Origin of the sequence: Tissierella sp., from assembly GCF_032104385.1 — a bacterium.
Classification (GTDB): Bacteria; Bacillota; Clostridia; order Tissierellales; family Tissierellaceae; genus Tissierella.
Genome location: NZ_DAMCHJ010000007.1, coordinates 92,897 through 118,329 on the forward strand (window position 1 = coordinate 92,897; position 25,433 = coordinate 118,329).

General features: G+C 30.6%; 23 protein-coding genes and 1 other annotated feature. All 23 genes read left to right on the forward strand.

Annotated features, from left to right (window positions below; all coding sequences use genetic code 11):
* The 23 genes from RT714_RS08920 (at position 1) to RT714_RS09030 (ending at position 25,400) form a co-directional block, all read left to right on the forward strand.
* A complete protein-coding gene (locus RT714_RS08920; protein ID WP_072972718.1) occupies positions 1-345 on the forward strand; it encodes a small basic family protein in 345 nt (114 codons plus the stop codon).
* Between the two features lie 58 nt (positions 346-403).
* Positions 404-1,501 carry a cell division protein FtsZ gene (gene ftsZ, locus RT714_RS08925; protein ID WP_313757226.1) on the forward strand — a complete coding sequence of 366 codons (1,098 nt, stop codon included), beginning with the start codon at positions 404-406 and terminating at the stop codon, positions 1,499-1,501.
* Positions 1,502-1,632: 131 nt separating this feature from the next.
* The gene (locus RT714_RS08930) at positions 1,633-2,553 is read left to right on the forward strand and encodes a sigma-E processing peptidase SpoIIGA (RefSeq protein WP_313757227.1); all 921 of its coding nucleotides are present in this window, start codon (positions 1,633-1,635) and stop codon (positions 2,551-2,553) included.
* The gene (sigE, locus tag RT714_RS08935; RefSeq protein ID WP_072972710.1) at positions 2,537-3,253 is read left to right on the forward strand and encodes an RNA polymerase sporulation sigma factor SigE; all 717 of its coding nucleotides are present in this window, start codon (positions 2,537-2,539) and stop codon (positions 3,251-3,253) included. Before RT714_RS08930 ends, sigE begins: the two co-directional genes overlap by 17 nt.
* Positions 3,254-3,350: 97 nt before the next feature.
* Positions 3,351-4,124: an RNA polymerase sporulation sigma factor SigG gene (sigG, locus tag RT714_RS08940; protein WP_399326453.1), complete on the forward strand. Its 774-nt coding sequence runs from the start codon at positions 3,351-3,353 to the stop codon at positions 4,122-4,124.
* Between the two features lie 78 nt (positions 4,125-4,202).
* Positions 4,203-4,451, forward strand: a complete 249-nt coding sequence (locus RT714_RS08945) for a YlmC/YmxH family sporulation protein (protein ID WP_313757229.1) — start codon at positions 4,203-4,205, stop codon at positions 4,449-4,451.
* A gap of 56 nt (positions 4,452-4,507) precedes the next feature.
* Positions 4,508-4,966, forward strand: a complete 459-nt coding sequence (gene nrdR, locus RT714_RS08950) for a transcriptional regulator NrdR (RefSeq protein ID WP_313757230.1) — start codon at positions 4,508-4,510, stop codon at positions 4,964-4,966.
* A gap of 9 nt (positions 4,967-4,975) precedes the next feature.
* A complete protein-coding gene (gene pgeF / locus RT714_RS08955; protein ID WP_313757231.1) occupies positions 4,976-5,713 on the forward strand; it encodes a peptidoglycan editing factor PgeF in 738 nt (245 codons plus the stop codon).
* 15 nt (positions 5,714-5,728) lie between these two features.
* Positions 5,729-7,153 (forward strand): sigma 54-interacting transcriptional regulator, encoded by a 1,425-nt coding sequence (locus tag RT714_RS08960; RefSeq protein WP_313757232.1) that lies wholly within the window; start codon positions 5,729-5,731, stop codon positions 7,151-7,153.
* A 193-nt stretch (positions 7,154-7,346) separates the two neighbouring features.
* On the forward strand, positions 7,347-8,396 hold the full coding sequence (ord, locus tag RT714_RS08965; RefSeq protein WP_313757233.1) for a 2,4-diaminopentanoate dehydrogenase: 1,050 nt from the start codon (positions 7,347-7,349) through the stop codon (positions 8,394-8,396).
* A gap of 167 nt (positions 8,397-8,563) precedes the next feature.
* Positions 8,564-8,869, forward strand: coding sequence for a 2-amino-4-oxopentanoate thiolase subunit OrtA (ortA, locus tag RT714_RS08970; RefSeq protein WP_313757234.1), 306 nt, complete (start codon positions 8,564-8,566; stop codon positions 8,867-8,869).
* Between the two features lie 2 nt (positions 8,870-8,871).
* Positions 8,872-10,290, forward strand: a complete 1,419-nt coding sequence (gene ortB, locus RT714_RS08975; RefSeq protein WP_313757235.1) for a 2-amino-4-oxopentanoate thiolase subunit OrtB — start codon at positions 8,872-8,874, stop codon at positions 10,288-10,290.
* Positions 10,291-10,305: 15 nt separating this feature from the next.
* A complete protein-coding gene (locus RT714_RS08980; RefSeq protein WP_313757236.1) occupies positions 10,306-10,671 on the forward strand; it encodes an ornithine aminomutase subunit alpha in 366 nt (121 codons plus the stop codon).
* On the forward strand, positions 10,671-12,887 hold the full coding sequence (oraE, locus tag RT714_RS08985) for a D-ornithine 4,5-aminomutase subunit OraE (protein ID WP_313757237.1): 2,217 nt from the start codon (positions 10,671-10,673) through the stop codon (positions 12,885-12,887). The genes RT714_RS08980 and oraE overlap by 1 nt, the downstream gene beginning before the upstream one ends.
* The gene (locus RT714_RS08990) at positions 12,877-14,241 is read left to right on the forward strand and encodes a GlmL-related ornithine degradation protein (RefSeq protein ID WP_313757238.1); all 1,365 of its coding nucleotides are present in this window, start codon (positions 12,877-12,879) and stop codon (positions 14,239-14,241) included. Before oraE ends, RT714_RS08990 begins: the two co-directional genes overlap by 11 nt.
* Positions 14,242-14,244: 3 nt before the next feature.
* Positions 14,245-15,312, forward strand: coding sequence for an ornithine racemase Orr (gene orr, locus RT714_RS08995; protein WP_313757239.1), 1,068 nt, complete (start codon positions 14,245-14,247; stop codon positions 15,310-15,312).
* Positions 15,313-15,526: 214 nt separating this feature from the next.
* Positions 15,527-16,693 (forward strand): M20 family metallopeptidase, encoded by a 1,167-nt coding sequence (locus RT714_RS09000; RefSeq protein WP_313757240.1) that lies wholly within the window; start codon positions 15,527-15,529, stop codon positions 16,691-16,693.
* A gap of 61 nt (positions 16,694-16,754) precedes the next feature.
* Positions 16,755-18,062, forward strand: coding sequence for a replication-associated recombination protein A (locus RT714_RS09005; RefSeq protein ID WP_313757241.1), 1,308 nt, complete (start codon positions 16,755-16,757; stop codon positions 18,060-18,062).
* A gap of 64 nt (positions 18,063-18,126) precedes the next feature.
* Positions 18,127-19,461: a sigma 54-interacting transcriptional regulator gene (locus RT714_RS09010; protein WP_313757242.1), complete on the forward strand. Its 1,335-nt coding sequence runs from the start codon at positions 18,127-18,129 to the stop codon at positions 19,459-19,461.
* 213 nt (positions 19,462-19,674) lie between these two features.
* Entirely contained in the window at positions 19,675-21,045 is a 1,371-nt protein-coding gene (locus RT714_RS09015; protein ID WP_313757243.1) for a sodium:alanine symporter family protein, read from the forward strand.
* Positions 21,046-21,075: 30 nt separating this feature from the next.
* Entirely contained in the window at positions 21,076-22,734 is a 1,659-nt protein-coding gene (locus tag RT714_RS09020) for a M20/M25/M40 family metallo-hydrolase (RefSeq protein ID WP_313757244.1), read from the forward strand.
* A gap of 257 nt (positions 22,735-22,991) precedes the next feature.
* Positions 22,992-23,224: a binding site (T-box leader), on the forward strand.
* 44 nt (positions 23,225-23,268) lie between these two features.
* The gene (asnS, locus tag RT714_RS09025) at positions 23,269-24,657 is read left to right on the forward strand and encodes an asparagine--tRNA ligase (RefSeq protein ID WP_313757245.1); all 1,389 of its coding nucleotides are present in this window, start codon (positions 23,269-23,271) and stop codon (positions 24,655-24,657) included.
* A 215-nt stretch (positions 24,658-24,872) separates the two neighbouring features.
* Complete coding sequence (locus tag RT714_RS09030; protein WP_313757246.1) at positions 24,873-25,400, forward strand: hypothetical protein; 528 nt, start codon at positions 24,873-24,875, stop codon at positions 25,398-25,400.
* Positions 25,401-25,433: the final 33 nt, after the last annotated feature.

A 25,433-nucleotide genomic window follows, 5' to 3' on the forward strand; every position in this document is an offset into this window, starting at 1 on the left:
TTGTTTTTTGCATTAATTGGAATTTTAATAGGAGCTGTAATAGGCTTCATCTTACCATATACTTATAATACATCCTACTCACTTTATATATCTGTAGCAATACTGGCTTGCTTAGATTCAGTATTTGGTGGTATAAGATCTAATCTTGAAAAAAACTTTAATATAAATATATTTATTTCAGGTTTTTTTGGAAATGCAATATTAGCAGCATTTCTTGCATATTTAGGCGATAGATTAGGAGTTCCTTTATATTATGCTGCCATATTTACCTTTGGTGGGCGACTCTTTGAAAACTTTGCAAAGATTAGGAGGATTCTGTTATTCAAAAAAAAGGAATCTAATTAATTTATAAAAAACAATATGAAATATAAGATTATCTACAATAATACAAGGGGGAAAAAAAATGTTTGATTTTGATGTTGATGTAGATCAATTTGCTAAGATAAAGGTTATTGGTGTTGGTGGTGGCGGAAATAATGCAGTAAATAGAATGGTTGAACATGGAGTTAGAGGTATTGATTTTATTGCATTAAATACAGATAGACAAGCACTATATTCTTCAAAAGCAGAAGTAAAACTACAAATAGGAGAAAAATTGACCAGAGGATTAGGTGCTGGTGCTAATCCAGATATTGGTGCAAAGGCTGCAGAAGAAAATAGAAACGAAATTATGGAAATTGTTAAAGGCGCTGATATGATATTTATTACTGCTGGGATGGGGGGTGGGACTGGTACAGGAGCAGCACCAGTTGTTGCAGAAATAGCTAAGGAATTAGGAATCCTTACAGTAGGAGTAGTCACAAAACCATTTACATTTGAAGGGCCTAAAAGATTAAAACATGCTGAGCAAGGAATAGAAGAATTGAAATCTAAAGTAGATACCTTAGTTACTATACCAAATGATAGATTACTTCAAGTTTCAGATAAAAAGACTACTATGGTTGAAGCATTTATGATGGCAGATGAGGTACTTAAACAAGGAATTCAAGGAATATCAGATTTAATAGCAGTTCCTAATCTTATAAACTTAGACTTTGCAGATGTTAAAACTATAATGCATGATAAGGGAATAGCACATATGGGCATTGGACAAGCTGCAGGAGATAACAGAGCCACAGAGGCTGCAAAACAGGCAATAAAATCTCCATTATTGGAAACTTCCATAGAAGGTGCTAAATCAGTATTGTTAAATATTACAGGCGGAGAAGACTTAGGTATTTTTGAAGTTAATGAAGCAGCAGACTTAATTAGGGCATCTGTAGATAAAGATGCAAATATTATATTTGGTGCAGGTATTGATGAAGAGTTAAAAGATGAAATTAAAATAACTGTTATTGCAACAGGATTCGATATATTATCCGTAGACAAAAACAATACAACATTAGGAGTAAATGATATTAGCCCTAGTGATAGTGTAAAAGATGAGGCAGCATCTACCTTAGACGATGAAGAATTAGATATTCCAATTTTTCTTAGAAGAAGAGATAAGAAAGGACTATAATGAATTAAGTAGAAAAACGTATCTTATTGTTGAGATACGTTTTTTATTTTGCCCATAAAATGACAAAAAATTTATAATTTATGTCCTATAATCTTTATTAGAGAATAAAATAAATCAAAGGAGGTATTCCTTTGTATATAATAGCAGAATATTTATTTATTGAAAATTTTATTATAAACTATGCCATATTACAAAGTACAAAAGTTGTCACTAGAACAAAAGTAAAGAAAAGCAGAATTTTTATTACTGCAACAATATCAGCTTTGTATCCCTTTGTTTTGTTTTTTCCATTCTTGGATTTTCTTACAAAATTTTATATGAAAATAATTATATCAATTATTATAATAAAATTGGCATATAATTCTAAATCCTTTGTTTTATATATAAAACAATTGTCTGCTTTTTATATTATATCCTTTATATTTGCAGGAGCAAGCTTGGGCATTTATTATTTCAATAATACTTATTATAATATATTGTTTAAACATAAGACAGTAGGAGGATTTCCTGTAAAATATATAATAATGGGAATAATATTAAGCGGAATTATGATAAAAAACATACTTTGTTATTATCAAGAAAAATTATCACAAGAAAAAGAATTATTGGAGGTAACTGTTTACTTAAATAATGAAAGCTCATCTTTTGTAGCATTAACGGATACAGGAAATTCACTAATAGAGCCATTATCTAAATTACCAGTTTTTGTTGTAGAGTATAAGGTAATAGATAAGCTATTGCCTCAGCCAATAAGACAAATTTTTGATTATAAAAAAGAAAATGATTTTACAGCTATAGAAAATGCCATGAAAGAACTAGAAGAAGAAATAATTATTAGATTTATACCATTTAAGTCCATTGGTTCAAAACATGGTATGTTAATAGGATTTAAACCAGATTATATAAAAATTATAGAGAATGGACTTGAAGAAATTCATGATGAGCTGTTAATAGGTATAGTTAATGATAAACTTTCAATAGATAATAATTATAGGGGTTTATTGAATTTAAGTATATTAAATAGGGGGAATTTAAATGTTAACAAAAATTAAAATGAAATTACATATACTCTTAAATAAGATATTAAATAAATTAAAGTTAAATAGGGGGATTTATTATATTGGTAGTGGAGAAGTATTGCCTCCTCCTCTAAAACCTGAAGAAGAGGAATATTACTTATCCTTACTTAAGGAAGATGAAAGCATAAAAGGTATTCTTATTGAGAGAAATTTAAGATTGGTAGTATATATAGCAAGAAAATTTGAAAACACTAAAATATCCATAGAAGATCTTATTTCAATAGGTACAATAGGGCTAATTAAAGCTGTAAATACTTTTGATCCAGATAAAAATATAAAATTAGCTACCTATGCATCTAAATGTATAGAAAATGAAATTTTAATGTATTTAAGACGAACTAGTAAAATGAAATCAGAAATATCTTTAGATGAACCATTGAATATTGATTGGGATGGGAACGAGCTTTTGTTATCTGATATTCTTGGTACAGATGGGGATGTAATATTTAAAGATATAGAGATGGAAGTAGATAAAACACTGCTTAAGCAAGCCATAAGTAAACTTTCTAGTAGAGAAAAGGCTATAATAGAAATGAGATTTGGTCTCTATAATGGAAAAGAAAAAACTCAAAAAGAAGTAGCAGATTTGCTAGGGATTTCTCAATCCTATATATCAAGATTAGAAAAAAGAATAATCAAAAGGCTTAGGAAGGAAATGGTAAAATTGATGTAAATTGGTTTGCCTCTAATATTATTTTCTGAATAAAAATAATATTAGAGGCAATAATTTTATACGAAAGGGGCAATACAGCATGAAAGGATGAAAGTAAATGCATATGTCTAAAGTTGAGATATGTGGAGTAAATACTTCAAAGCTTCCAGTACTAACTAATGATGAAATGCAAAAGTTATTCATTAAAATAAAAGCAGGAGATTTAAAAGCAAGAGAAGAATTTATACAGGGTAATTTAAGATTGGTACTTAGTATTATTCAGAGATTTAATAGACGAGGAGAACATGTTGATGATTTATTTCAGGTAGGTTGCATTGGTTTGATAAAGGCTATTGACAATTTTGATTTAAGTCAAAATGTAAGATTTTCTACCTATGCTGTACCTATGATTATAGGAGAGATAAGGAGATATTTAAGAGATAATAATTCGATTAGGGTATCTAGATCTCTCAGGGATATTGCCTATAAGGCTTTAAATGCTAGGGAACAATTAATTAATAGAAATTCTAAGGAACCCACTATATATGAAATAGCAGAGGAGCTAAATCTTCCTAAGGAAGATGTGGTATTTGCGTTAGAGGCAATTCAAGAACCAGTTTCTTTATTTGAACCTATATTTCATGATGGAGGGGACGCTATATTCGTTATGGATCAAGTTAAGGATGAAAAAGCTGAAGATGAAATATGGTTGAAAGAAATAGCACTTAGAGAAGCTATGGATAAATTAAATAATAGAGAAAGACAAATTTTAAATTTAAGATTTTATGAAGGAAAAACTCAAATGGAGGTTGCAGAAGAAATAGGGATTTCCCAAGCACAGGTATCAAGGCTAGAAAAAAATGCATTAAGACAAATGAGAAAATATGTTTAATTACTAAATTCTAGTCATATTTCACCCTTATTATGATATATCATAATAAGGGTGAAATATTTTTAAAGGGGTGGGATTATGTTAAAATTATCAGAAATAAGAGAAAAGGAAATAATAAATATAAACAATGGGGAAAGAATGGGATATATTGATGATTTTGAATTAAATCTAGAAAAAGGTTGTATAGATTCAATAATAATAAATGGAATTAGCAAGGTCTTAGGTATATTTGGAAAAAGTTCTGAAATAGCTATTAATTGGAATGATATAATAAAAATAGGTACTGATACTATTTTAGTGGATTATAAGAGTGATATATCTAATTAGACTTTTTTTATTCATTATAATATAATAAAATTGAGAACATTGAAAGAGGTGAAAATATGAAATGTCCATTTTGTTCATACTTTGAATCAAAGGTGATAGACTCTAGACCTACTGATGAGGGACAAACAATTCGTAGAAGACGAGAATGTATAGAATGTAGTAAGAGATTTACCACATATGAAAAAATTGAAGAAATACCTTTAATTATAGTAAAAAAGAATGGAAATAGGGAATCCTATGATAGAAATAAACTCTTAAATGGGATAATAAAAGCATGTGAAAAAAGACCTGTTTCAATAAATACAATTGAAAATTTAGTAGATGAAATTGAAAAGAATTTGGACAATTCCTTACAAAGAGAAATTAAATCTGAAAAGATTGGTGAAATGGTAATGGATAAGTTAAAAGATATTGATGAAGTATCATATGTAAGATTTGCATCAGTATATAGACAATTTAAAGATTTAAATTCATTTATGGAAGAGTTAAAAAAGATATTAGACGAAGGAAAATAGGAGATAAATATGGGAGTTATAGAAAAAAATAAAAAAGATATATTATATTATGAAATAGAAGGATTTAATCTTGATAAGAAGATGAAGCACGTTTTTTCCACTAGATTTGGTTGGAAACAGGATAAACTGTTTAATAATTTATCTGAATTATTAAATATACCTGAGGAAAATATATATAGGATAAAACAGGTTCATGGAACAGATGTATTGATCATTAGAGATCAAGATAATATTAAGGTGAGCTTACAGGAAAAAGATGGTCTTATAACAAATAAAAAAGGTGTAGCGATTTGTACCTATCATGCTGATTGTGTACCTATTTATTTTTATGATAAGGTTAAAGAAGTTATAGCTTTAGCTCATGCTGGATGGAAAGGAACTTTAAATAATATCAGTAAAATAATAATAGAAAATATGATTCAAAATTTTAATTGTAATATAGAAGATATTTTAGTGTCTATAGGGCCTTCAATAGGACCTTGCTGTTATGAAATAGGACATGATGTAGAAAAGCTTTTTAAAGATAGGTATTATAATTATTCAGATATAATTATAAATAGGGATAATAAAATGTATTTAGATTTATGGAAAGTAAACAAGATAAATCTGATAAACTTAGGTATAAATGAGAGGAATATTTTTGAAGGAAAGTTTTGCACATCTTGTAATATAGATAAACTATATTCCTATAGAAGAGAAAATGGTACAAAAAACAGAATGATTGCCGCCATAACCTTAAATCAATAAGCTAGGAATGATAAAATGAAGAAAATTGATTTAAATAAAATAATAATGCAAAATATTTTGCATCATGCAGATATAGGAATTCATGTAATAGATAAGGAGAGACGAACTGTTATCTATAATGAAGTTATGGCTAGATTAGAGGGGGTAGATAGAGAACAAGTTGTTGAAAAGGATATATTAGAAATATTTCCAAGCTTAAATGAAGAAACTTCTACCTTAATAAAAGTTCTACATACTGGACGAGCAATTTTAAATAGTACTCAGACTTATTTAAATTTTAAAGGACAGAAAATAACTACTATAAATTCTACCATACCACTTTATGCTGATGAAAAGATAATAGGGGCCCTTGAAATAGCTAATAATATAACTCATATTAAAAATTTATCAGATCAATTAATAGAGTTACAAAATGAATTATCTTCAGCAAAATCATCTAAAAGGAACTTTAAAGCTAAGATAAAAAGATATAATTTCGATGATATAATAGGTGAGGACATATCTATATCATTAGCTAAGAGAATAGCAAAAAAAGCTACTAATTCAAGTTCATCTGTATTGATATATGGAGAAACAGGAACTGGTAAAGAATTATTTGCTCAAAGTATTCATTATGGAGGAATAAGGGCAGATAAGCCATTTATAGCTCAAAATTGTGCTGCTATACCAGAAACGCTTTTAGAAGGAATATTATTTGGAACTGATAAGGGGGGATTTACTGGTGCAATAGAAAGGGAAGGAATTTTTGAACAGGCTAACGGCGGAACTTTAATGTTAGATGAGATTAATTCTATGTCCTTACCTTTGCAAGCAAAGCTTTTGAGAGTATTACAAGAGGGCTATATAAGACGGGTTGGAGGCATAAAGGATATACCAATTGATGTACGAATAATAGCTACAACAAATGAAGAACCAATAGAAAGCTTGAGAAAGGGAATTCTCAGAAAGGATTTATACTATAGATTAAATGTTATTTCTATACGTATACCATTATTAATTGAAAGAAAAAATGATATATATTTATTATCAAATTATTTTATCAATAAATATAACTCTTTATTTGGAAAAAAGGTAGAAAACATATCTGAAGATATATTAAATTCTTTTATGGAATATTCTTGGCCTGGAAATGTTAGGGAATTAGGCAATGTAATAGAAGGGGCTATGAATATAGTAAATGATGATGAAAAAACTCTAAAAAGAGAAGATTTTATTTCCTCGATTTATATAATGCAAGATAAACCTTTGAAGAATTCAGCTATTTTTCAAGAAAAAAACAAATCTTTACCTAATATTTTGGAGGATTTAGAAAAAGATATTATATTCAGTACTTTAAGGAATAACCAATATAATATATCTAGAACTGCTAAAGAGTTGGGGATAAAAAGACAAACTTTACAGCATAAGTTAAAAAAATATGGGACTGACGCAAAAATATAGGCATTATAGTGCAAGTATTTTTGCGTTTTTTTAATTTAAAAATTCTAAATTATTAGAAAATATTTTGTGCTAATATGTTAAACTATCTAAAATACAGACTCTTATATAAAATTGTAATTAATTAAATAGTTGGCAAAAATATTGCATATATAATTATAAGGTGAAAATGAAAATAAAATTAGGGAGGTATAAAATGAGAAAAGAAAATGTAAAAGTTATAGTATGGGGTTTGGGCTCAATGGGTAAAGGTATTGCAGAAATGCTTTTAAACAAAAAAGGTGTAGAAATAGTTGGAGCAGTTGTAAGAGGTGATAAAATAGGTAAATCCATGTATGATTTCCTAGATATGGAAAGGGGAGATAGAGAAGATTTACTTACAGGCTCCTATGAAGATGTTATAAGAGAAGGTGTAGCTGATATTGTAGTAATTGCTACTGATTCCTTTACAAGAGATTCATTTGATAAGATGAAATATTGTCTGGAAAGAAAGATTAATGTAGTGTCTACTGCTGAAGAAATGGCATATCCACAAGCGCAAGAATCAGAATTAGCTAAAGAACTAGATAGAATAGCTAAAGAAAATGGTGTTACAGTATTAGGTACTGGTATCAACCCAGGACTTATAATGGATTTATTAGTAATTACATTAACTGGAGCATGTATAGATGTTGAAAGTATTAAGGCAGAAAGAATAAACAACCTTTCTCCATTTGGACCAGCTGTAATGCATGGACAAGGAGTTGGCATAACTGTAGATGAATTTAATAAAAGAGTAGCAGAAGACAACCTAGCTGGGCACGTAGGATTTCCAGAATCTATTACAATGATAGCAGATGCATTAGGATGGAAATTAAGTGATGAAATTGAATTACACAGAGCACCAATTGTATCATCAGTATATAGAAAAGCTCCTTATGCAGAAGTACAACCAGGAGATGTAGCTGGATGTAATATGAAAGGTTTTGGTTATGTTGATGGAGAATTAAAGATCGAAATGCTTCATCCACAACAAGTAGAGCCGCAATTAGAAGGCGGAACAACTGGAGATTATATAACTATAAAAGGGACACCAAATGTAAATATGCAAATTACCCCAGAAGTACCTGGTGGTATTGGAACAATAGCTATGACAGTTAATATGATTCCAAATGTAATAAATGCAAGACCAGGCTTAAAAACTATGATAGATTTACCAGTTCCAAGAGCTATTATGGGAGATATGAGAGAGTTAATAGAAGAATAATTGATAATTAAAACATAAAGAATTAAATATGTAGGGAACGACACTCTTGTCGTTCCTTATAGAATATGCTTTGTACAACAATTTCTTTTATATTTTGTATTGTATTAATGATTTTAATTGTTAATTGTGAACTGTGCATTGCCAATTGATTAAATGGAGGGATATAAATGGATGCAAAACGTGGTGATTGGGTAAGAATTCATAATATAGTGTTGGAAGTAGGAGAAAGGGCAACAAATATTCCAGAGGATACACAGAATGTGCCATTGGAAATGTGGGTTAAAGGATTTTTACTTAATGATAGTGCAAACATTGGTGATAGTGTAAAAGTAGAAACTTATATTGGAAGAACAGTGGAAGGCAAATTATTGGAAGTTAACCCTTACTATAAACATGACTTTGGGAAATGTGTTCCTGAACTTTTATATATAGGACGTCAAGCAAGAGAATTATTAGCAAAGGATGGTGAATAATAATGACTAGAGATATGAGTTATGATGCTGTTATAGCAAGAAGACCGGAGATAATGAAAAAAGCAGTAGGTATGGATTATGACATATTTGAATCAGGTAGTGTAGCCTTTGATTATGAAAAGATGATGAGAGAAACGGGATATAGCTTACAAGAAATTGAAGAAATTCAAGGAAGAACAGGAGTAGGCAATACACCTTTATTTGAATTAAGAAATTTAACAGAATTAGGGAGAATGTTTGCACCAAAAGGAAAAGGAGCTAGAATTTTTATTAAAGATGAAGCGGGTAATCCTTCAGGAAGTTTTAAAGCAAGAAGAGCAGCTACAGCTTGTTATCATGCAAAAAAATTAGGATATAAGGGTGTTATAGCTGCTACATCAGGTAATTATGGGGCTGCAGTAGCATCTCAGGCAGCTATGCAAGGATTGAAATGTATTATAGTACAAGAGTGTTATGACTCAAGAGGAGTAGGTCAACCAGAAATAATCGAAAAGGCTAGGGCATGTGAAGCCTATGGTGCAGAAGTAGTTCAGCTTACAGTAGGGCCAGAACTATTCTATACTTTTCTAGTACTATTAGAAGAAACTGGTTATTTTAATGCTTCTTTATATACTCCATTTGGTATAGCGGGAGTTGAAACTTTAGGATATGAATTATCAATGGAGTTTAGAGAAAGAGAAGGAAAAGATCCAGATGTAGTAGTAGTTACAAATGCAGGTGGAGGAAACTTAACTGGCACTGCTAGAGGTTTAATAAAAGCAGGAGCTACAAATACCGAAATTATAGCTGCCAGTGTTAGTCTAAAAGGACTTCATATGGCATCAGATACACAGTTTAATAAGAAATCCTTTACTACAGGACATACAGGATTTGGTATTCCATTTGCAACTTGGCCAGATAGATCTGATGTTCCAAGGTCGGCAGCAAGACCTTTAAGATATATTGATAGATATGTTACTATGAACCAAGGTACAGTATTTTACATGACAGAGCTATTAGCACAATTAGAAGGACTTGAAAGAGGACCAGCAGGAAATACAGCTTTATCAGCTGCATTTAAAATAGCTCAAGAAATGAATGAAGACCAAATAATTGTAGTACAAGAGACTGAATATACAGGAGCAGGTAAGCATATTAATCCACAACTTACATTTGCTAAGGAAAATGGTATAGAGGTTATAGTTGGAGATCCTGCTGATGAAACACCTGGAAAAAATATTATACTTCCAAAAGATCCATCATTTGTAAAAATATATGAATTAGATTTAAATAAGAGTAGAAAATCTCTTATTAGAAACGCGATAAATCATGTTAATGCAACTAAGGTAACAAAAGAAGATATAGAATTCCTTGTTGAAGAAACTAAATCCAATGTTGAATTTGTGAAAAGTGCATTAGATGAACTAGGAATAGTCTATTAATTAGGAGGTTATAGAATGAGCAGAGAAGATGATTTTCAAGAAAGAAGAAAACATTTAGCTAATTTAACAGAAGAAGAGTTAGAAAATAGATTTTGGGAGTTAGCTGGAAAGATTGTTGACCCAATTGTTGAATTAGCTAGAAAGAATACATCTCCATCTATTGAAAGATCAGTATTACTAAGAATGGGTTTTTCAAGTATAGAAGCTAAATCTATTGTAGATGGAGCAATTGATAGAGGTCTAATAACTAAAGGTGTAGGACATATAGTATATAAATTAGCTAAAGAAAAAAAACTAGATATTAGGGAAGCAGGTCTCAAACTAGTTAAAGGTGAAATGTGGGATGATGTAGTAGTTTTATTTAAAGGAGGTGCCAACTAATGGAATTAAAGCCAAATAAAAAGTTAGATATAGAATATATCTTAAAAGATATTGATAAATATAAACCTAGAAGAAGAGGTTGGCACTGGAGAGAAGGAGTAGGAGAAAAAAGACAAATTGGTAAATTTGAATATTACGATACATCTGTAAATCTTGAGAATAGTCAACCACTACCAGCAGCTAAGTATTTTGATAATATAGACCCTCAAAATAAGGCAGTTATTACAACTGAAATCGCTTCAGGAAGATTTGAAGATGATATTAGACGTATGAGAATGGCTGCGTGGCATGGAGCAGACCATATAATGGTTATTAGAACAGCAGGGCAATCTCATTTTGAAAGCCTTATAGAAGGAACTCCTCAAGGAGTAGGTGGAATTCCTATTTCAAGAAAACAAGTTAGAGCTCAAAGAAAAGCTTTAGATTTTATAGAAGATGAAGTAGGTAGACCAATTAATTATCACTCTTATGTTTCTGGAGTAGCAGGTCCAGAAATTGCAGTAATGTTTGCTGAAGAAGGAGTAAATGGAGCTCATCAAGATCCTCAATATAATGTTCTTTACAGAAACATTAATATGATCAGATCCTTCGTTGATGCTGCAGAAGCTAAGAGAGTTATGGCATGGGCAGATATAGCACAAATTGACGGAGCTCACAATGCAAATGCTACTGCAAGAGAGGCTTGGAAGGTAATGCCAGAACTCATGGTACAACATGCTATAAACTCAATTTTCTCAGTTAAAGTTGGAATGAAGAAAGAAAATATCTGTCTTTCAACAGTACCACCAACAGCACCACCAGCACCTTGTATGAGATTAGACTTACCTTATGCTGTAGCATTAAGAGATTTGTTCAGAGAATACAAGATGAGAGCACAAATGAACACAAAATATATGGAGTCCTCTACTAGAGAGGCAACTGTAACCCATGTACTTAATCTATTGATTTCTCAATTAACTAGAGCAGACATTCAATCTACAATTACTCCTGATGAAGGAAGAAACGTACCATGGCATATATATAATATTGAAGCAATAGATACTGCTAAGCAAGCTTTTGCAGGTATGGATGGTTTAGGAGCAATGGTTGAAATTAAGAGAAATAAAGGTGAATTAGCGGAAAAGGTTAGAGAATTAAAAGAAAGAGCAATTTTATTTATGGAAGAAATCATTGAAGTTGGTGGATACTTCAATGCAGTAGAAGCAGGGTTCTTCGTTGATTCTGGATATTATCCAGAAAGGAATAGTGATGGTATAATTAGAAAAGCTAATGCAGGAGTAGGGGAAGGAACAGTATATGAAAGAGATACTGATTATATGGCTCCAGTAACTGCACATTTTGGATATAATAATGTGGTTCAATATGACGAAGATTTAGTAGATAATCCAGCTGCTTTAATTGGTGGAGGAACATTTGAAGACTCATCTAAGATTATATTTATAGATGAATTAGATGAAAATGATAATGTAAATGTAAGATTAGAAGAGGTTAAAGAACTAAGAACTACATCTAAGATTAAACCTGAAATGGAATGGTTAGGGGATGGTATAGTCCTAACAACATTATTCTTACCTACTGATGAAAGAACTGCTGAATTTGCTGCAATTGAAATAGGTAAGAAAATGGGCTTAGAAGATGTAGAAATAATTCATAAAGAAATAATGCAAGAAGCCGAAGGAACTCGTGTAGAATTAAAAGGAAGAGTTACCTTTACTATAGATACTAATGAGCTAATTATTCCACCTAAACCAAAGGAATTAACTGAAGAAGAAATTCGTGCAGATATTAAAGCTAAGCCGCTGAAGGTTGTAGCAGCAACTGTTGGCGAAGATGAACATTCCGTAGGAATTCGTGAAATCATTGATATCAAACATGGTGGAATAGAAAAATATGGTATTGAATGTCATATATTAGGCACATCTATACCAGTTGAGAAATTAGTTGATGCCGCTATAGAATTAAATGCTGATGCTATTCTTTCATCAACAATAATTTCCCATGATGATATTCACTATAAGAACATGAAGAAATTACATGAATTATGTATTGAAAAGGGTATAAGAGATAAAATCATTCTGGCTGCTGGAGGAACCCAAGTATCCAATGAATTAGCCATCCAATCTGGTATGGATGCTGGATTTGGTAGAGGAACGAAAGGTTCCCATGTAGCTACGTTTTTAGTTGAAAAGAGAAGAGAGATGTCTAATGAAGATTAATCTATTAGTTGCAGAAATAGGTAGTACTACAACAGTAGTTAATGCATTTAATGATTTAGATACCTGCCCAAAGTTTATTGGGCAGGGTCAATCAGCCACATCTGTATTAGAAGGTGATGTTAATATTGGACTAAAAGGGGCTATAGATGATTTAGCAAAAAATCTTGGTGAAAAATCTATAGACTATGATGAACTTATAGCCACCAGCTCTGCAGCAGGAGGTCTTAGAATGACCGTTCATGGATTGGTATATGATATGACTGTTAAAGCTGCTAAAGAGGCTGCATTAGGTGCAGGGGCTAATATTAAATTCATTACAGCTGGTAGGTTACGAAAGTCTGATTTAAGAAAGATAGAAGAAATAAAACCTAATATTATCCTAATTGCAGGTGGAGTAGATTATGGTGAAAGAGATACTGCTCTTTACAATGCAGAGCTTATTGCAGAAATGAATTTAAACATACCTGTTATATATGCAGGAAATATTGAAAACCATGAAGATGTAAAGGAGATATTCCAAGGAAAAGAAACGGAACTTTATATAGTTGATAATGTCTATCCAAAAATTGATGAATTAAATGTAGAGCCTACAAGAAAAGTAATTCAAGAAGTATTTGAAAAACATATAATTCATGCACCAGGTATGGAACATGTGAGGGAAATGGTAACAGGACCTATTATGCCAACACCAGGTGCTGTAATGGAGGCTTCCCAACTTCTATATGATGATATTGGGGATTTATTAACTATTGATGTAGGAGGAGCCACAACAGATGTTCATTCTGTTACAGAAGATAGTGACGAAATATCAAGAATTTTAATAAATCCAGAACCTAAGGCTAAAAGAACTGTGGAAGGTGATCTTGGAGTATATGTAAGCATGAAGAATGTAGTTGAAATGGTGGGCAAAGAAGAATTAACTAAGGAATTAAAGATTTCTATGGAAGAACTTGAAAACTTAATTTTTCACCACAAGCCAATTCCAGAAACTAATTTAGAAAAAAGGTTTGTAGAAGAATTAACATTACATGCTACTATTACAGCTGTGAGAAGACATGCAGGTGGGTTGAAACATTTATATGGACCATCTGGAAAGAAAACCATTGCAGAAGGTAAAGATTTAACTCAAGTGAAATATATAATAGGTACAGGTGGTGCGCTAACTAGATTACCTAATAGAAAAAAAATACTTAGTGAAATTGCACTTTCAAACAAAGGAAATGATTTGCTTCCAAATACTGAAGCAGAAATTTTAATAGATAATCATTATATAATGGCATCACTTGGAGTAATGGCTAAAAAATATCCACAAGTAGCTTTAAAGCTTTTGGAAAATAGTCTTAAGGGGGAATAAAATGTGAGCTATCCCAAAATGACAATTAATTTAAAAACCATAAGAGATAATGTACGGGCTGTATCTGGACTATGTAATGATAAAGGTATAAAGGTGGCAGGGGTAACTAAGGTTTTTGGTGGAAATCCAGCAATTGCTAAAGCATATATTGAAGGTGGAATATCTTATTTAGCTGATTCTAGAATTGAAAACCTTATAAGATTAAAGGACTTGAATATACCTAAGATAATGTTAAGATTACCTATGAAATCTGAAGTAGATAAAATAGTAGATTATGCAGATATTTCCCTTAACTCAGAATTAGATACTATTACTTCTTTATCAGAAAAAGCCTTAGAAAAAAATAAAATTCACAAGATTATCTTGATGGTAGATTTGGGAGATTTAAGAGAAGGATATTATGATGAGAAAGCTTTATTTGAAGATGTAGAAAAAATAATAGAATTAAAGGGAGTTAAACTCATAGGTTTAGGTACTAATTTAACTTGTTATGGCGGAGTAATACCAAATAAACATATCTTAGATAGATTAGCTAAGTTAGAGGAAAATATAGAAAAAAAGTATAATATAGAATTAGAAATATTATCTGGTGGAAATTCAAGTACAATACATCTCTTATTAAAAGATACTAAAATAGATAAGATAAATAATTTGAGGCTGGGGGAATCTTTAGTACTTGGTACTGAATTTGCTTATGGAGAACAAATAGAAGGTACGAAAAATGATGCCTTTAAGCTTCAAGCAGAAATTATTGAAATAAAAGAAAAGCCTTCCGTTCCTACAGGAGAAATAGGAAAAGATGCTTTTGGCAATATACCTACCTTTATAGATAGGGGTATTAGGAAAAGAATACTCTGTGCAGTAGGTAAACAAGATGTGGATTTTGAAACTCTTCATCCCTTAGATGAGGACATAATTATTCTTGGCGGTAGCTCAGATCATCTTATATTAGATGGTTCAGATAGTAAAATAGATTATAAAGTAGGAGATATTATTGAATTTAGGATGTCCTATGTTAGCATTCTAAGGGCAATGACATCTAGATATGTTGAAAAAGAGATAATAGAATAATTAAAAGAATGATTAAAAAAGCTTTGAAGGAATTACTTCAAAGCTTTAATTTTATTTATAAAGAATAATAGATAATTTGTTTATTGAAATATTTTTATAAATATAATATGTTATAATAAACAATAAAACAACTTTAAAAAATAATCAAATATTATTAATAGATTATATAAAAGCTATTAGAAAAAATTGAAATAAATTTTAGGTGGGATTAATTATGATAGAAAAGATTAATGATATTACTTATAGTATATTAAATGATTTAAAGGAATTAAATGAATATATTTATAATAATCCAGAACTAGGAAATGAAGAGTTTAAATCTTCAAAGGCTCATATAGAGCTTTTAAGGAAATATGGTTTTCAAGTAGAAGAAGAATATCTTGGTATAAAAACTGGATTTAAAGCTTATTATAAAAGTAAAAAAGAAGGACCTGCAATATCTTATTTATCTGAATATGATGCTTTACCTAAAATAGGACATGGTTGCGGGCATAATTTACTTGGTACTACTAATACAGGAGCAGCTATAGTTTTAAAGTATTTATTAGATGACATAGGAGGAACTGTTGTAGTATTTGGAACTCCAGCGGAAGAAACCAATGGAGCAAAGGTTAAAATGGTAGAAGAAGGAGCTTTTGAAGGTATTGATGTAGCCATGTTAGCCCATCCATCTTCTACATATAGTAAAAGTGGTACATCCCTAGCTATGGAAGCTATACAATTTACATTTAAAGGAAAAGCTTCTCATGCTGCTTCAGATCCAGATAAAGGTATCAATGCCCTTGATGCAGTAATAATGACTTTTAATAGTATTAATGCCCTAAGAGAGCATATATTGCCTTCTGCTAGAATTCATGGGGTTATAAGAGAGGGAGGTAAAGCTGCAAATATAGTTCCAGATTTAGCTATTGCTCAATTTTATGTAAGGACTCCCAGGAAAGCCTATTTACAGAAATTAACAGAAAAGGTTAAGAATTGTGCTAGAGGTGCTGCATTAGCAACAGGAGCTAGTCTACAAATATCTAATTATGAGCTTGGATATGATGATTTAGTTACTAATGAAACTTTATCAGAAATATTTACAAAAAACCTTAAAAGTCAAGGAGTACAAAATCCTGATAATATAAAATTAACCTTCGGTTCTGTAGATATGGGAAATGTAAGTCATGTATGTCCTGCTATTCATCCCTATTTTGGGATACATGGTGATGATAGTATTGCGGCACACACTGAAGAATTCAGAGATGCTACACTAACAGATAAAGCCTATGAAAATATGATTATTACAATTAATGCTTTAGTAAATACAGGAGTTCAAGTTATTCAAAATAAGGATTTACTTGAGAAAATAATAGAAGAGTTTAATGCTAGTAAAAATTGATTAAATTCATTTCTTATATGATATAATACTATATATAATATAAAGGTAATTAGGTGATTAAATGGATTTGTTTACTTTGAGTATGGAAGAAAAGCTTAAGAAAAGTGCACCCTTAGCCGATAGAATGAGACCTGAAAAAATAGAGGAATTTGTAGGGCAAGAACATATATTAGGTGAAGGGAAATTTCTAAATAGAGCTATAAAGGCAGATAGGATTACTTCTATGATATTTTTTGGACCTCCTGGAACAGGTAAGACTACTTTGGCCACTATAATAGCCAATACTACAAATATGCTTTTTGAAAAATTATCAGCTGTAACATCTGGAGTAAGAGATATCCGAGAAGTAATGGATAGGGCTGAAGAAAATTTAAAATTGTATAACAAGAGAACTATTCTTTTTGTAGATGAAATTCATAGATTTAATAAGTCACAACAAGATGCATTACTGCCTTTTGTAGAGAGAGGAATAATTATTTTAATCGGTGCCACAACTGAAAATCCCTACTTTGAAGTAAATAAAGCTTTATTGTCTAGGGTAATGGTTCTAAAACTAGAATCTTTAAATAGAGATAATCTGAAAAAATTAATTTATAATGCTTTAACTAATTCAGAAAAAGGATTAGGTAATTATAAAGTAAATATAACAGATGAAGCAATTGATTATTTAATAACTATTTCCGATGGAGATGGGAGAACGTTACTCAATTCTTTAGAAATTGGAGTTCTTTCAACACCTATAGATGAAAACGAAATGATTGAAATAGATTTAGATACAATAAAAGAATCTATTCAAATAAAAACGGCTAGATATGATAAAGGTGGGGATGAGCATTATGATACTATTTCTGCCTTTATTAAAAGCATGAGAGGTGGAGATGCCGATGGAACTTTGTATTGGTTAGCAAAGATGATTAATGCAGGGGAAGATCCCAAATTTATAGCTAGGAGAATAATTATATGTGCATCAGAAGATGTGGGAAATGCAGATCCCAATGCACTGAATATAGCAGTGTCTGCTTTTAATGCAGTAAATGTAATAGGTATGCCAGAAGGACGAATACCCTTAGCACAAGCGGCGGTATATATAGCTGCTGCTCCAAAAAGTAATGCAGTCTACGTTGGTATAAATAGTGCATTAAAAGATATAAGGGAAAAAGAAATAGGTAAGGTTCCAACTCATTTAAAAGATGGTTCTTACCCTGGAGCTAAGAATTTGGGCAATGGTATAGGCTATAAATATCCTCATGATTATGAAGGAGCTTTTGTTCAACAACAATATTTACCTACTGAATATATAGACAAAAAATATTATGTACCTACAGAAAATGGATATGAAAAAGAGATAAAAGAAAGATTATTGACTTAAAAAAAGTATAGTTATAATTTGTTTTTATAGTTTTTCTAAACTAATATTGATAGGTGATAATATGTTGGAACAGTTTAATTGTAAAAATGTAGTTATTGTTAACAACAAAGGAGAAATTATTTATTTTACCATGAATAATTTGCCTATTTATGACTTGGAATTAGAGAATACTATGGGCAGGAAGGTTACCTCTCTTTATAAAAATTTAGATAACAATAATAGTTCTATGATTGCCTCTATAAAAACAGGAAAATCTTTTATAAACTTAAAACAAGGTTTAAAAACACAAAATGATAATTTAGTTTATCAGGTGGGATCTACATATCCGCTTATAGAGGGAAATAAGGTAATTGGTGCCATTGAATTTGCAGATATTGTAGATGAAAATAATATTAGTATCTACAATAGAGACTATAAATATAAAATATATTATAGACAAAACGGTACTTGCTATACAATTGATGATATAATTACAAGAAATGCTAAAATGCTTGAAATTAAGGAAAAAATTCGTAGAGTATCAAAGACAGAATCTACAGTTTTAATTCAAGGTAATACAGGTACGGGAAAGGAATTAGTTGCACAATCAATTCATAATTGTAGTAATAGAAGAGATGGACCTTTTGTTTCTCAGAATTGTGGAGCTATACCAGAAAATCTATTAGAAGGTATTTTATTTGGTACAGCAAAAGGTAGTTTTACAGGTGCTGAAGAAAAAGAAGGACTTTTTGAATCGGCTAAAGGAGGAACTCTATTTTTAGATGAGATAAACTCTTTAAGTCCTATATCACAAGTAAAAATTTTAAAAGCAATTGAAGAAAAAAGAATTAGAAGAATAGGAGGTACTCAAGAGATACCTTTAGATATAAGAATTATTGTGGCATTAAATGAAGAGCCACAAAAACTTATGAAGGAAGGTAGAATGAGGAGTGATTTATATTATAGACTTTCAGTAGTTCAAATAATTTTACCAGATTTAATTCATAGAAAAGATGATATTGAAATTCTATCTAATTATTATATAGAAAGATATAATAGGGAATTAGGATATAAGGTGAGGCCTATTTCAAAAGAGTTACTTTCTGCATTTGAAGATTATCATTGGCCTGGTAATATTAGAGAGCTGAAAAATGTAATAGAAGGTGGTTTTAATGTTATTATTAGAAATGAAATTACCCTAAAGGATATACCAAAAAGAATTTTAGAAAGTAAAAATACTCTTCCAATACAAGCTTTACAAAGCTCTAATTATGATCTAAAAACATATTTGGAGAATCATGAAAAAAATATTATCTTAGAAGCATATAAAGTGCACCAAAATAATTTAAGTTTAACAGCTAAATCTTTAAAGATTTCAAAACAATTACTAAAATATAAGATAGATAAGTATATGAAATGATATAGTATTTTATAAATACGTATAATGAACTTATAAATCGTAAAAGATATTTTACAGTAAAAGAAATTTTACTATAAAATATCTTTTTTATTTGACTAAAAAATATCAAAATATAATGAAAATTAGCTATATTCACAATTGATTTTATTTAAATGTATTGGCATAAATCTTGCTGTAATATGATAATGAATAAAAAATGAAGGAGGAAGAATGATGGATTCTTTTGTAAACTTTATAGTCACAATTTCTAACTGGATTTGGGGCACGCCTATGCTTATTATTTTATTTGGCGGAGGATTAATTCTTAGCTTTTCTTTAGGTTTTTTTCAATTTAAGTATTTTGGATTTATTTGTAAAGAGACATTTGGTAAAATTCTTAAAAATCCTGAAAAAGGTGAAGGTACTGTGTCGCCTTTTCAAGCCGCTTCTGCTGCATTGGCTTCTACAATAGGAGCTTCTAATATTGTTGGAGTACCTGTTGCCATAGCTTTTGGCGGACCTGGTGCAGTATTTTGGATGTGGCTTACTGCTTTAATAGGTAGTGCATCAAAGTTTAGTGAAATTGTCTTAGGCATCAAATATAGACAAAAGAACGAACTAGGAGAATTCGTTGGAGGACCGCAATATTATCTAGATAAAGGCTTAAAAGCTCCATGGTTAGGTAAATTATTTGCCTTCTGTTTGATGCTTGAAATAGTTCCTTCTGTAGCCACTCAAACCGTATCAGTAGTACAAACAGCTAACACTCTTAATATTCCAAACTGGGTTTCAGGAGCAGTGGTTGCTATTTTAGTTGGTATTGTTGTTTATGGTGGAATTAAAAGAATAGTTCAAGTTTCAGAAAAATTAGTTCCTTTTATGGCAGGACTTTATTTAATAGGTGCATTAGTTATTACAATTATAAATATTGGAGAACTACCTTCTATTATTGTTTTAATTTTTAAAGGTGCATTTACTCCTATGGCTGCAGCTGGTGGATTTACTGGTGCTGCTATAGCTCAGGCTATTAAAAATGGAGTTGCAAGAGGAACTTATTCCAACGAGGCTGGTATGGGTACCGCTTCTATTGCTCATGCTGCTGCAGTAACTGACCATCCAGTTCGCCAAGCCTTCTGGGGTATCTTTGAAATAATAGTTGATACTTTAATGGTATGTACTATGACAGCTATGGTTGTTCTAACAACTGGATTATGGAAAACTGTTCCATCATCAGATGCAGCCAGTATTCCAGCAAGAGCTTTCCAGCAATTGTTAGGGGAAGGGCTTGGTGGTGGTATTGTAACATTTAGTATTACATTATTTGTACTTTCAACTATAATAGTTATTGTATTCTATGGTGAAAAACAAGCAGAATATCTATTTGGAACAAAATTTGCAAAAATAATGAAGTTTATATATCTAGTAGCTATTTTCTTAGGAGCATATGGGGGTATTGAGTTTTTATATAGTTTCTTAGATATATTATTGGCTTCTATTGTAATTCCTAATATGATAGGATTAGTATTGATGAGAAACCAAGTTAAGGAACTGAAAGATGAATTTTTCAGTAGTTCTGAATTTTATGCAAGTATAAAAGCTAAATAAAAGAGAACTAAATATTATAGGAGGCAGAGTATGAATAAAGAAATTGCAGCAAGAATTGAGCAGATTGCAGTAGAGTTAACAAAAGAGCTTAGTGTGGTAGAAACATTAGGAGAGTTAGATTCTGTGCAAAAAATTTATGATATTTTTTTAGAAATGGATTATTATAAAGAAAATCCTAATCATATAAAATTTGTGGATATAGCGAATGACAAACTAGGTAGAAAATCTGTATTAGTAATATTAAAAGGAAAAAAGGGAAATAGCAATAAAACTGTATTGATGATAGGGCATACTGATACAGTTGGTATCTCAGATTATGGCAGCTTGAAAGAATATGCTAATAAACCATATGAGTTGACAGAGAAATTTAAAGAGATAGCATCTACATTACCAGAAGAAGTAAGAAAAGACTTGGAATCGGGAGATTATTTATTTGGCAGAGGAATTTTTGATATGAAAACTGGTGATGCTATAATAATAGCATTGATGGAATATATATCAAAGAACATTGAAGACTTTGAAGGTAATTTGATTTATGCTGCTGTTTGTGATGAGGAAGGAAACTCAGGTGGTATGTTATCTATAATACCAGAGTTAGTTAAAATCCAAGAAAAAGAAGGATTTGAATATCTAGCTCTTTTAGATACTGATTACATGACATCTGAATTTGAAGGCGATGAAAATAAATATGTTTATATAGGAACAGTAGGTAAATTAATGCCATCATTCTATATAGTAGGAAAAGAAACTCATGTTGGTGAATCATTTAAAGGAATAGATCCTAATCAAATAGCTTCTTCTATTACCAATAGAATCAATTTAAATACTGACTTTTGTGATGTGGCTGAAGGTGAAGTTTCACTTCCTCCAATTACTTTAAAACAAAGGGATTTAAAGCCAGAGTATTCAGTTCAAATAGCGAAAACATCTACTTTATTCTTTAACTATGCAACACATTGCAGTACACCAGATGAAGTATTGGTGAAGATGAAAGATGCAGCCATGGAAGCCTTTGAGTCAACAATTGATAATTTAAATATCCAATATGAAAGATTTTGTCAGCTAGCAGGAAGAGAATATAAAAAGCTTCCTTGGAAAGCAAGAGTATTAACATATGAAGAATTATATAAAAAAGTAAAAGCAGAAATGGGCAATAAACTTGATGAAAAGATTGCTGAACTTACAGAAGAAATGTTAAAAGATGAATCTATAGATCAAAGAGATTTTTCCTTAAAGTTAGTAGAAGCAGTTCACAATTTATGGTCATATAGAGAGCCAGTTGTTATAGTATATTATACACCTCCATATTACCCTCATATTTATGTAGAGGGAAGTGCACCAAAAGAAAAAGCATTGCTAAATGCAGTAGCAGATGCTGTAAGTACAACTAAATCAGATTATAAATTGGTTTATAAGAAGTTCTTTCCATATATTTCAGATTTAAGCTATGGGGCAGCCCCAAAAGATCCAAAGATCATAGCAGCACTGAAAGATAATATGCCTGGATTTGGAACTAAATATGATTTACCACTAGAAGATATGCAAAAATTAGATTTACCAGTGTTAGATATAGGGTCTTTTGGTAAGGATGCACATAAGTTTACAGAGAGGATTGAAAAGAAATATTCTTTTGAAGTAGCACCGCAATTAGTATACAAAACTATTATGAACTTATTAAAAAATAATTAATTAAAAAAATAGTGCATAGTATAAAAGAATGTTATTTAAACAGCATTCTTTTATACTATAAATCTAATAAAATGGATATAATAAAAAAGAATTTCAAAGAAATATTAAAGATAGTATTTTTGAAACTTATATAGAGAAAGTTCATATTGTAAAAAATAGCAAAGCTATGGTTTCACTAGTAATTATAAAATATAAAGTAAAGATTAGCTAAATCCATTGACAATACTAGGGAAAATAACTATAATTATATAAAAGTAAAGAAAACTTTGATAGGAAGAGTAGATATAAGAAGTAGTCAAAGGGAGCCTATGATAGTGAGACATAGGCACGAAGCTTATATTGAAGAACATCCTTGAGTTTCTAACCGAAATCTTAGGAGAGTAGACTTAGACGGATTCACACCGTTATCAGTGACACATATTGTAATATGTGTTAAAGTGGCTGTTAGCAATTAGGGTGGTACCGCGGAAGATAAACTTTCGTCCTTTTGGATGAAGGTTTTTTTATTTTTTGAGAAAAGAAAGGAGAATAAAGATGAAGACTACAATTAGAAACATTTACAAAGACACAGATAAATATTTAAACCAAGAAATTCAATTAGAAGGATGGATAAGAACATCAAGATCATCAAAGATATTTGGATTTATAGAATTAAATGATGGAACATTCTTTAAAAATATTCAAATAGTTTATGAAGAAGGATTAGAGAATTTTAAGGAAATAGAAAAATTACCTCTTAGCTCTTCAATAAAGGTAAAGGGGAAATTGGTATCAACGCCAGAAGCAAAACAACCATTTGAGATAAAGGCTAGTGAAATTGAAGTTGAAGGATATTCAGCATCTGACTATCCCTTACAAAAGAAAAGGCATACTTTTGAATATATGAGAACTATTGCTCATCTAAGACCTAGAGCCAATACTTTCAATGCTGTATTTCGAGTAAGGTCAATACTTGCATATGCAATACACAAATTCTTTCAAGAAAGAGGATTTGTATATGTTCATACACCAATTATTACAGCTTCTGATGCAGAAGGTGCAGGTGAAATGTTTAGAGTATCTACCTTAGATTTCTATAATATACCTTTAACTCAAGATAAAAAGGTGAATTTTTCTGATGATTTTTTTGGTAAAGAAACAAGTTTAACAGTATCTGGACAGCTAGAAGCTGAAGCTTTTGCCCTTGCATATAAAGATGTTTATACCTTTGGACCAACTTTTAGAGCTGAAAATTCAAATACTGCAAGACATGCGGCAGAATTTTGGATGATAGAGCCAGAGATTGCTTTTGCTGATATTAATGATAATATGCAATTAGCAGAAGATATGATGAAATATATAATCAAATATGTAATGGAAAATGCTAAAGAGGAAATGGAATTTTTCAATAACTTTGTAGATAAAGGTTTAATTGAAAGACTTGAAAATGTAGTTAATTCTGATTTTGGCAGAATAACTTATACTGAAGCTGTTGAACTTTTGAAAAAATCAGGAGAAGAATTCCAATATCCAGTAGAATGGGGCATAGATTTACAAACTGAGCATGAAAGATATATTTCAGAAAAGATATTTAAAAAGCCAGTATTTGTAATTGATTATCCAAAGGAAATAAAAGCATTCTATATGAGAATGAATGAGGATAATAAAACAGTAGCTGCCATGGATCTTTTGGTACCAGGTGTAGGAGAGATAATAGGCGGATCACAAAGGGAAGAAAGGCTTGATGTATTAGAAAAGAAGATAATAGATAATGGTATGGAACCAGAAGACTACTGGTGGTATTTAGAACTACGAAAATTTGGTGGTACAAAACATGCAGGATATGGTCTGGGATTTGAAAGAGCTGTTATGTATATAACAGGTATGTCAAATATTAGGGATGTTATTCCATTTCCAAGAACAGTTAAATCGGCAGAATTTTAGAAAACAAGACCCTATGGGATAGAGTTATTTTTTATTCCCATAGGGTTTGTTTTTGCTCTTTGACGAAGAAACATGAAAAAATAGCAGATAATATTATATTCTAAGTATAGAAAAAGAGAAGTAAAATATTTAAAATAGAAAAAAGAAAATCTAAATTTATGTTATAATGTAGAATAATATGAAGTGGAATAAACTTAATATAAGGAGGATGTATTATGAGAAGGATAAGATTATTTACTATATCTCTATTTTGTATGACATTGGTCATTACTAGTTGTGGAAATATCCAAAAAAAAACTCCTATTGAAACACCAATAGAAACTAAGCAAGGTAATGATACAGAAGAAACATCTGACGATAAGATATATGATAAAATAAGTGCATATATGGAAGAAGAATCTAAGAAAGCTTTTTCTCCATATTATGAATTATTAGACTTTCAAATGACAAATTATCAAGAGGGAGTTGCTAATGAACGAACTGAAGCTATTTTTGACTATAAGATAATTCATAAAAATTATGACAAGGATCCAGATACAGTAGGTTACATTAAGGAAGCAAAGGAAAGTGACAACAGTAATTATCAGCAAATGTATGATGAGTATTTGCAACCTAAAGAAATGAATTTTCATTTAAAAGCTATTATTGACGAAAATGGCTCAATAACACTATATTCTAATGTTTCTCCTATAGGAATTGAATGGGAAGAGACCAAAATGTCTGATTTTATTTTAAGTAAATAAGGTTAATTTTTATTATTGGAGTAATTCTAATGT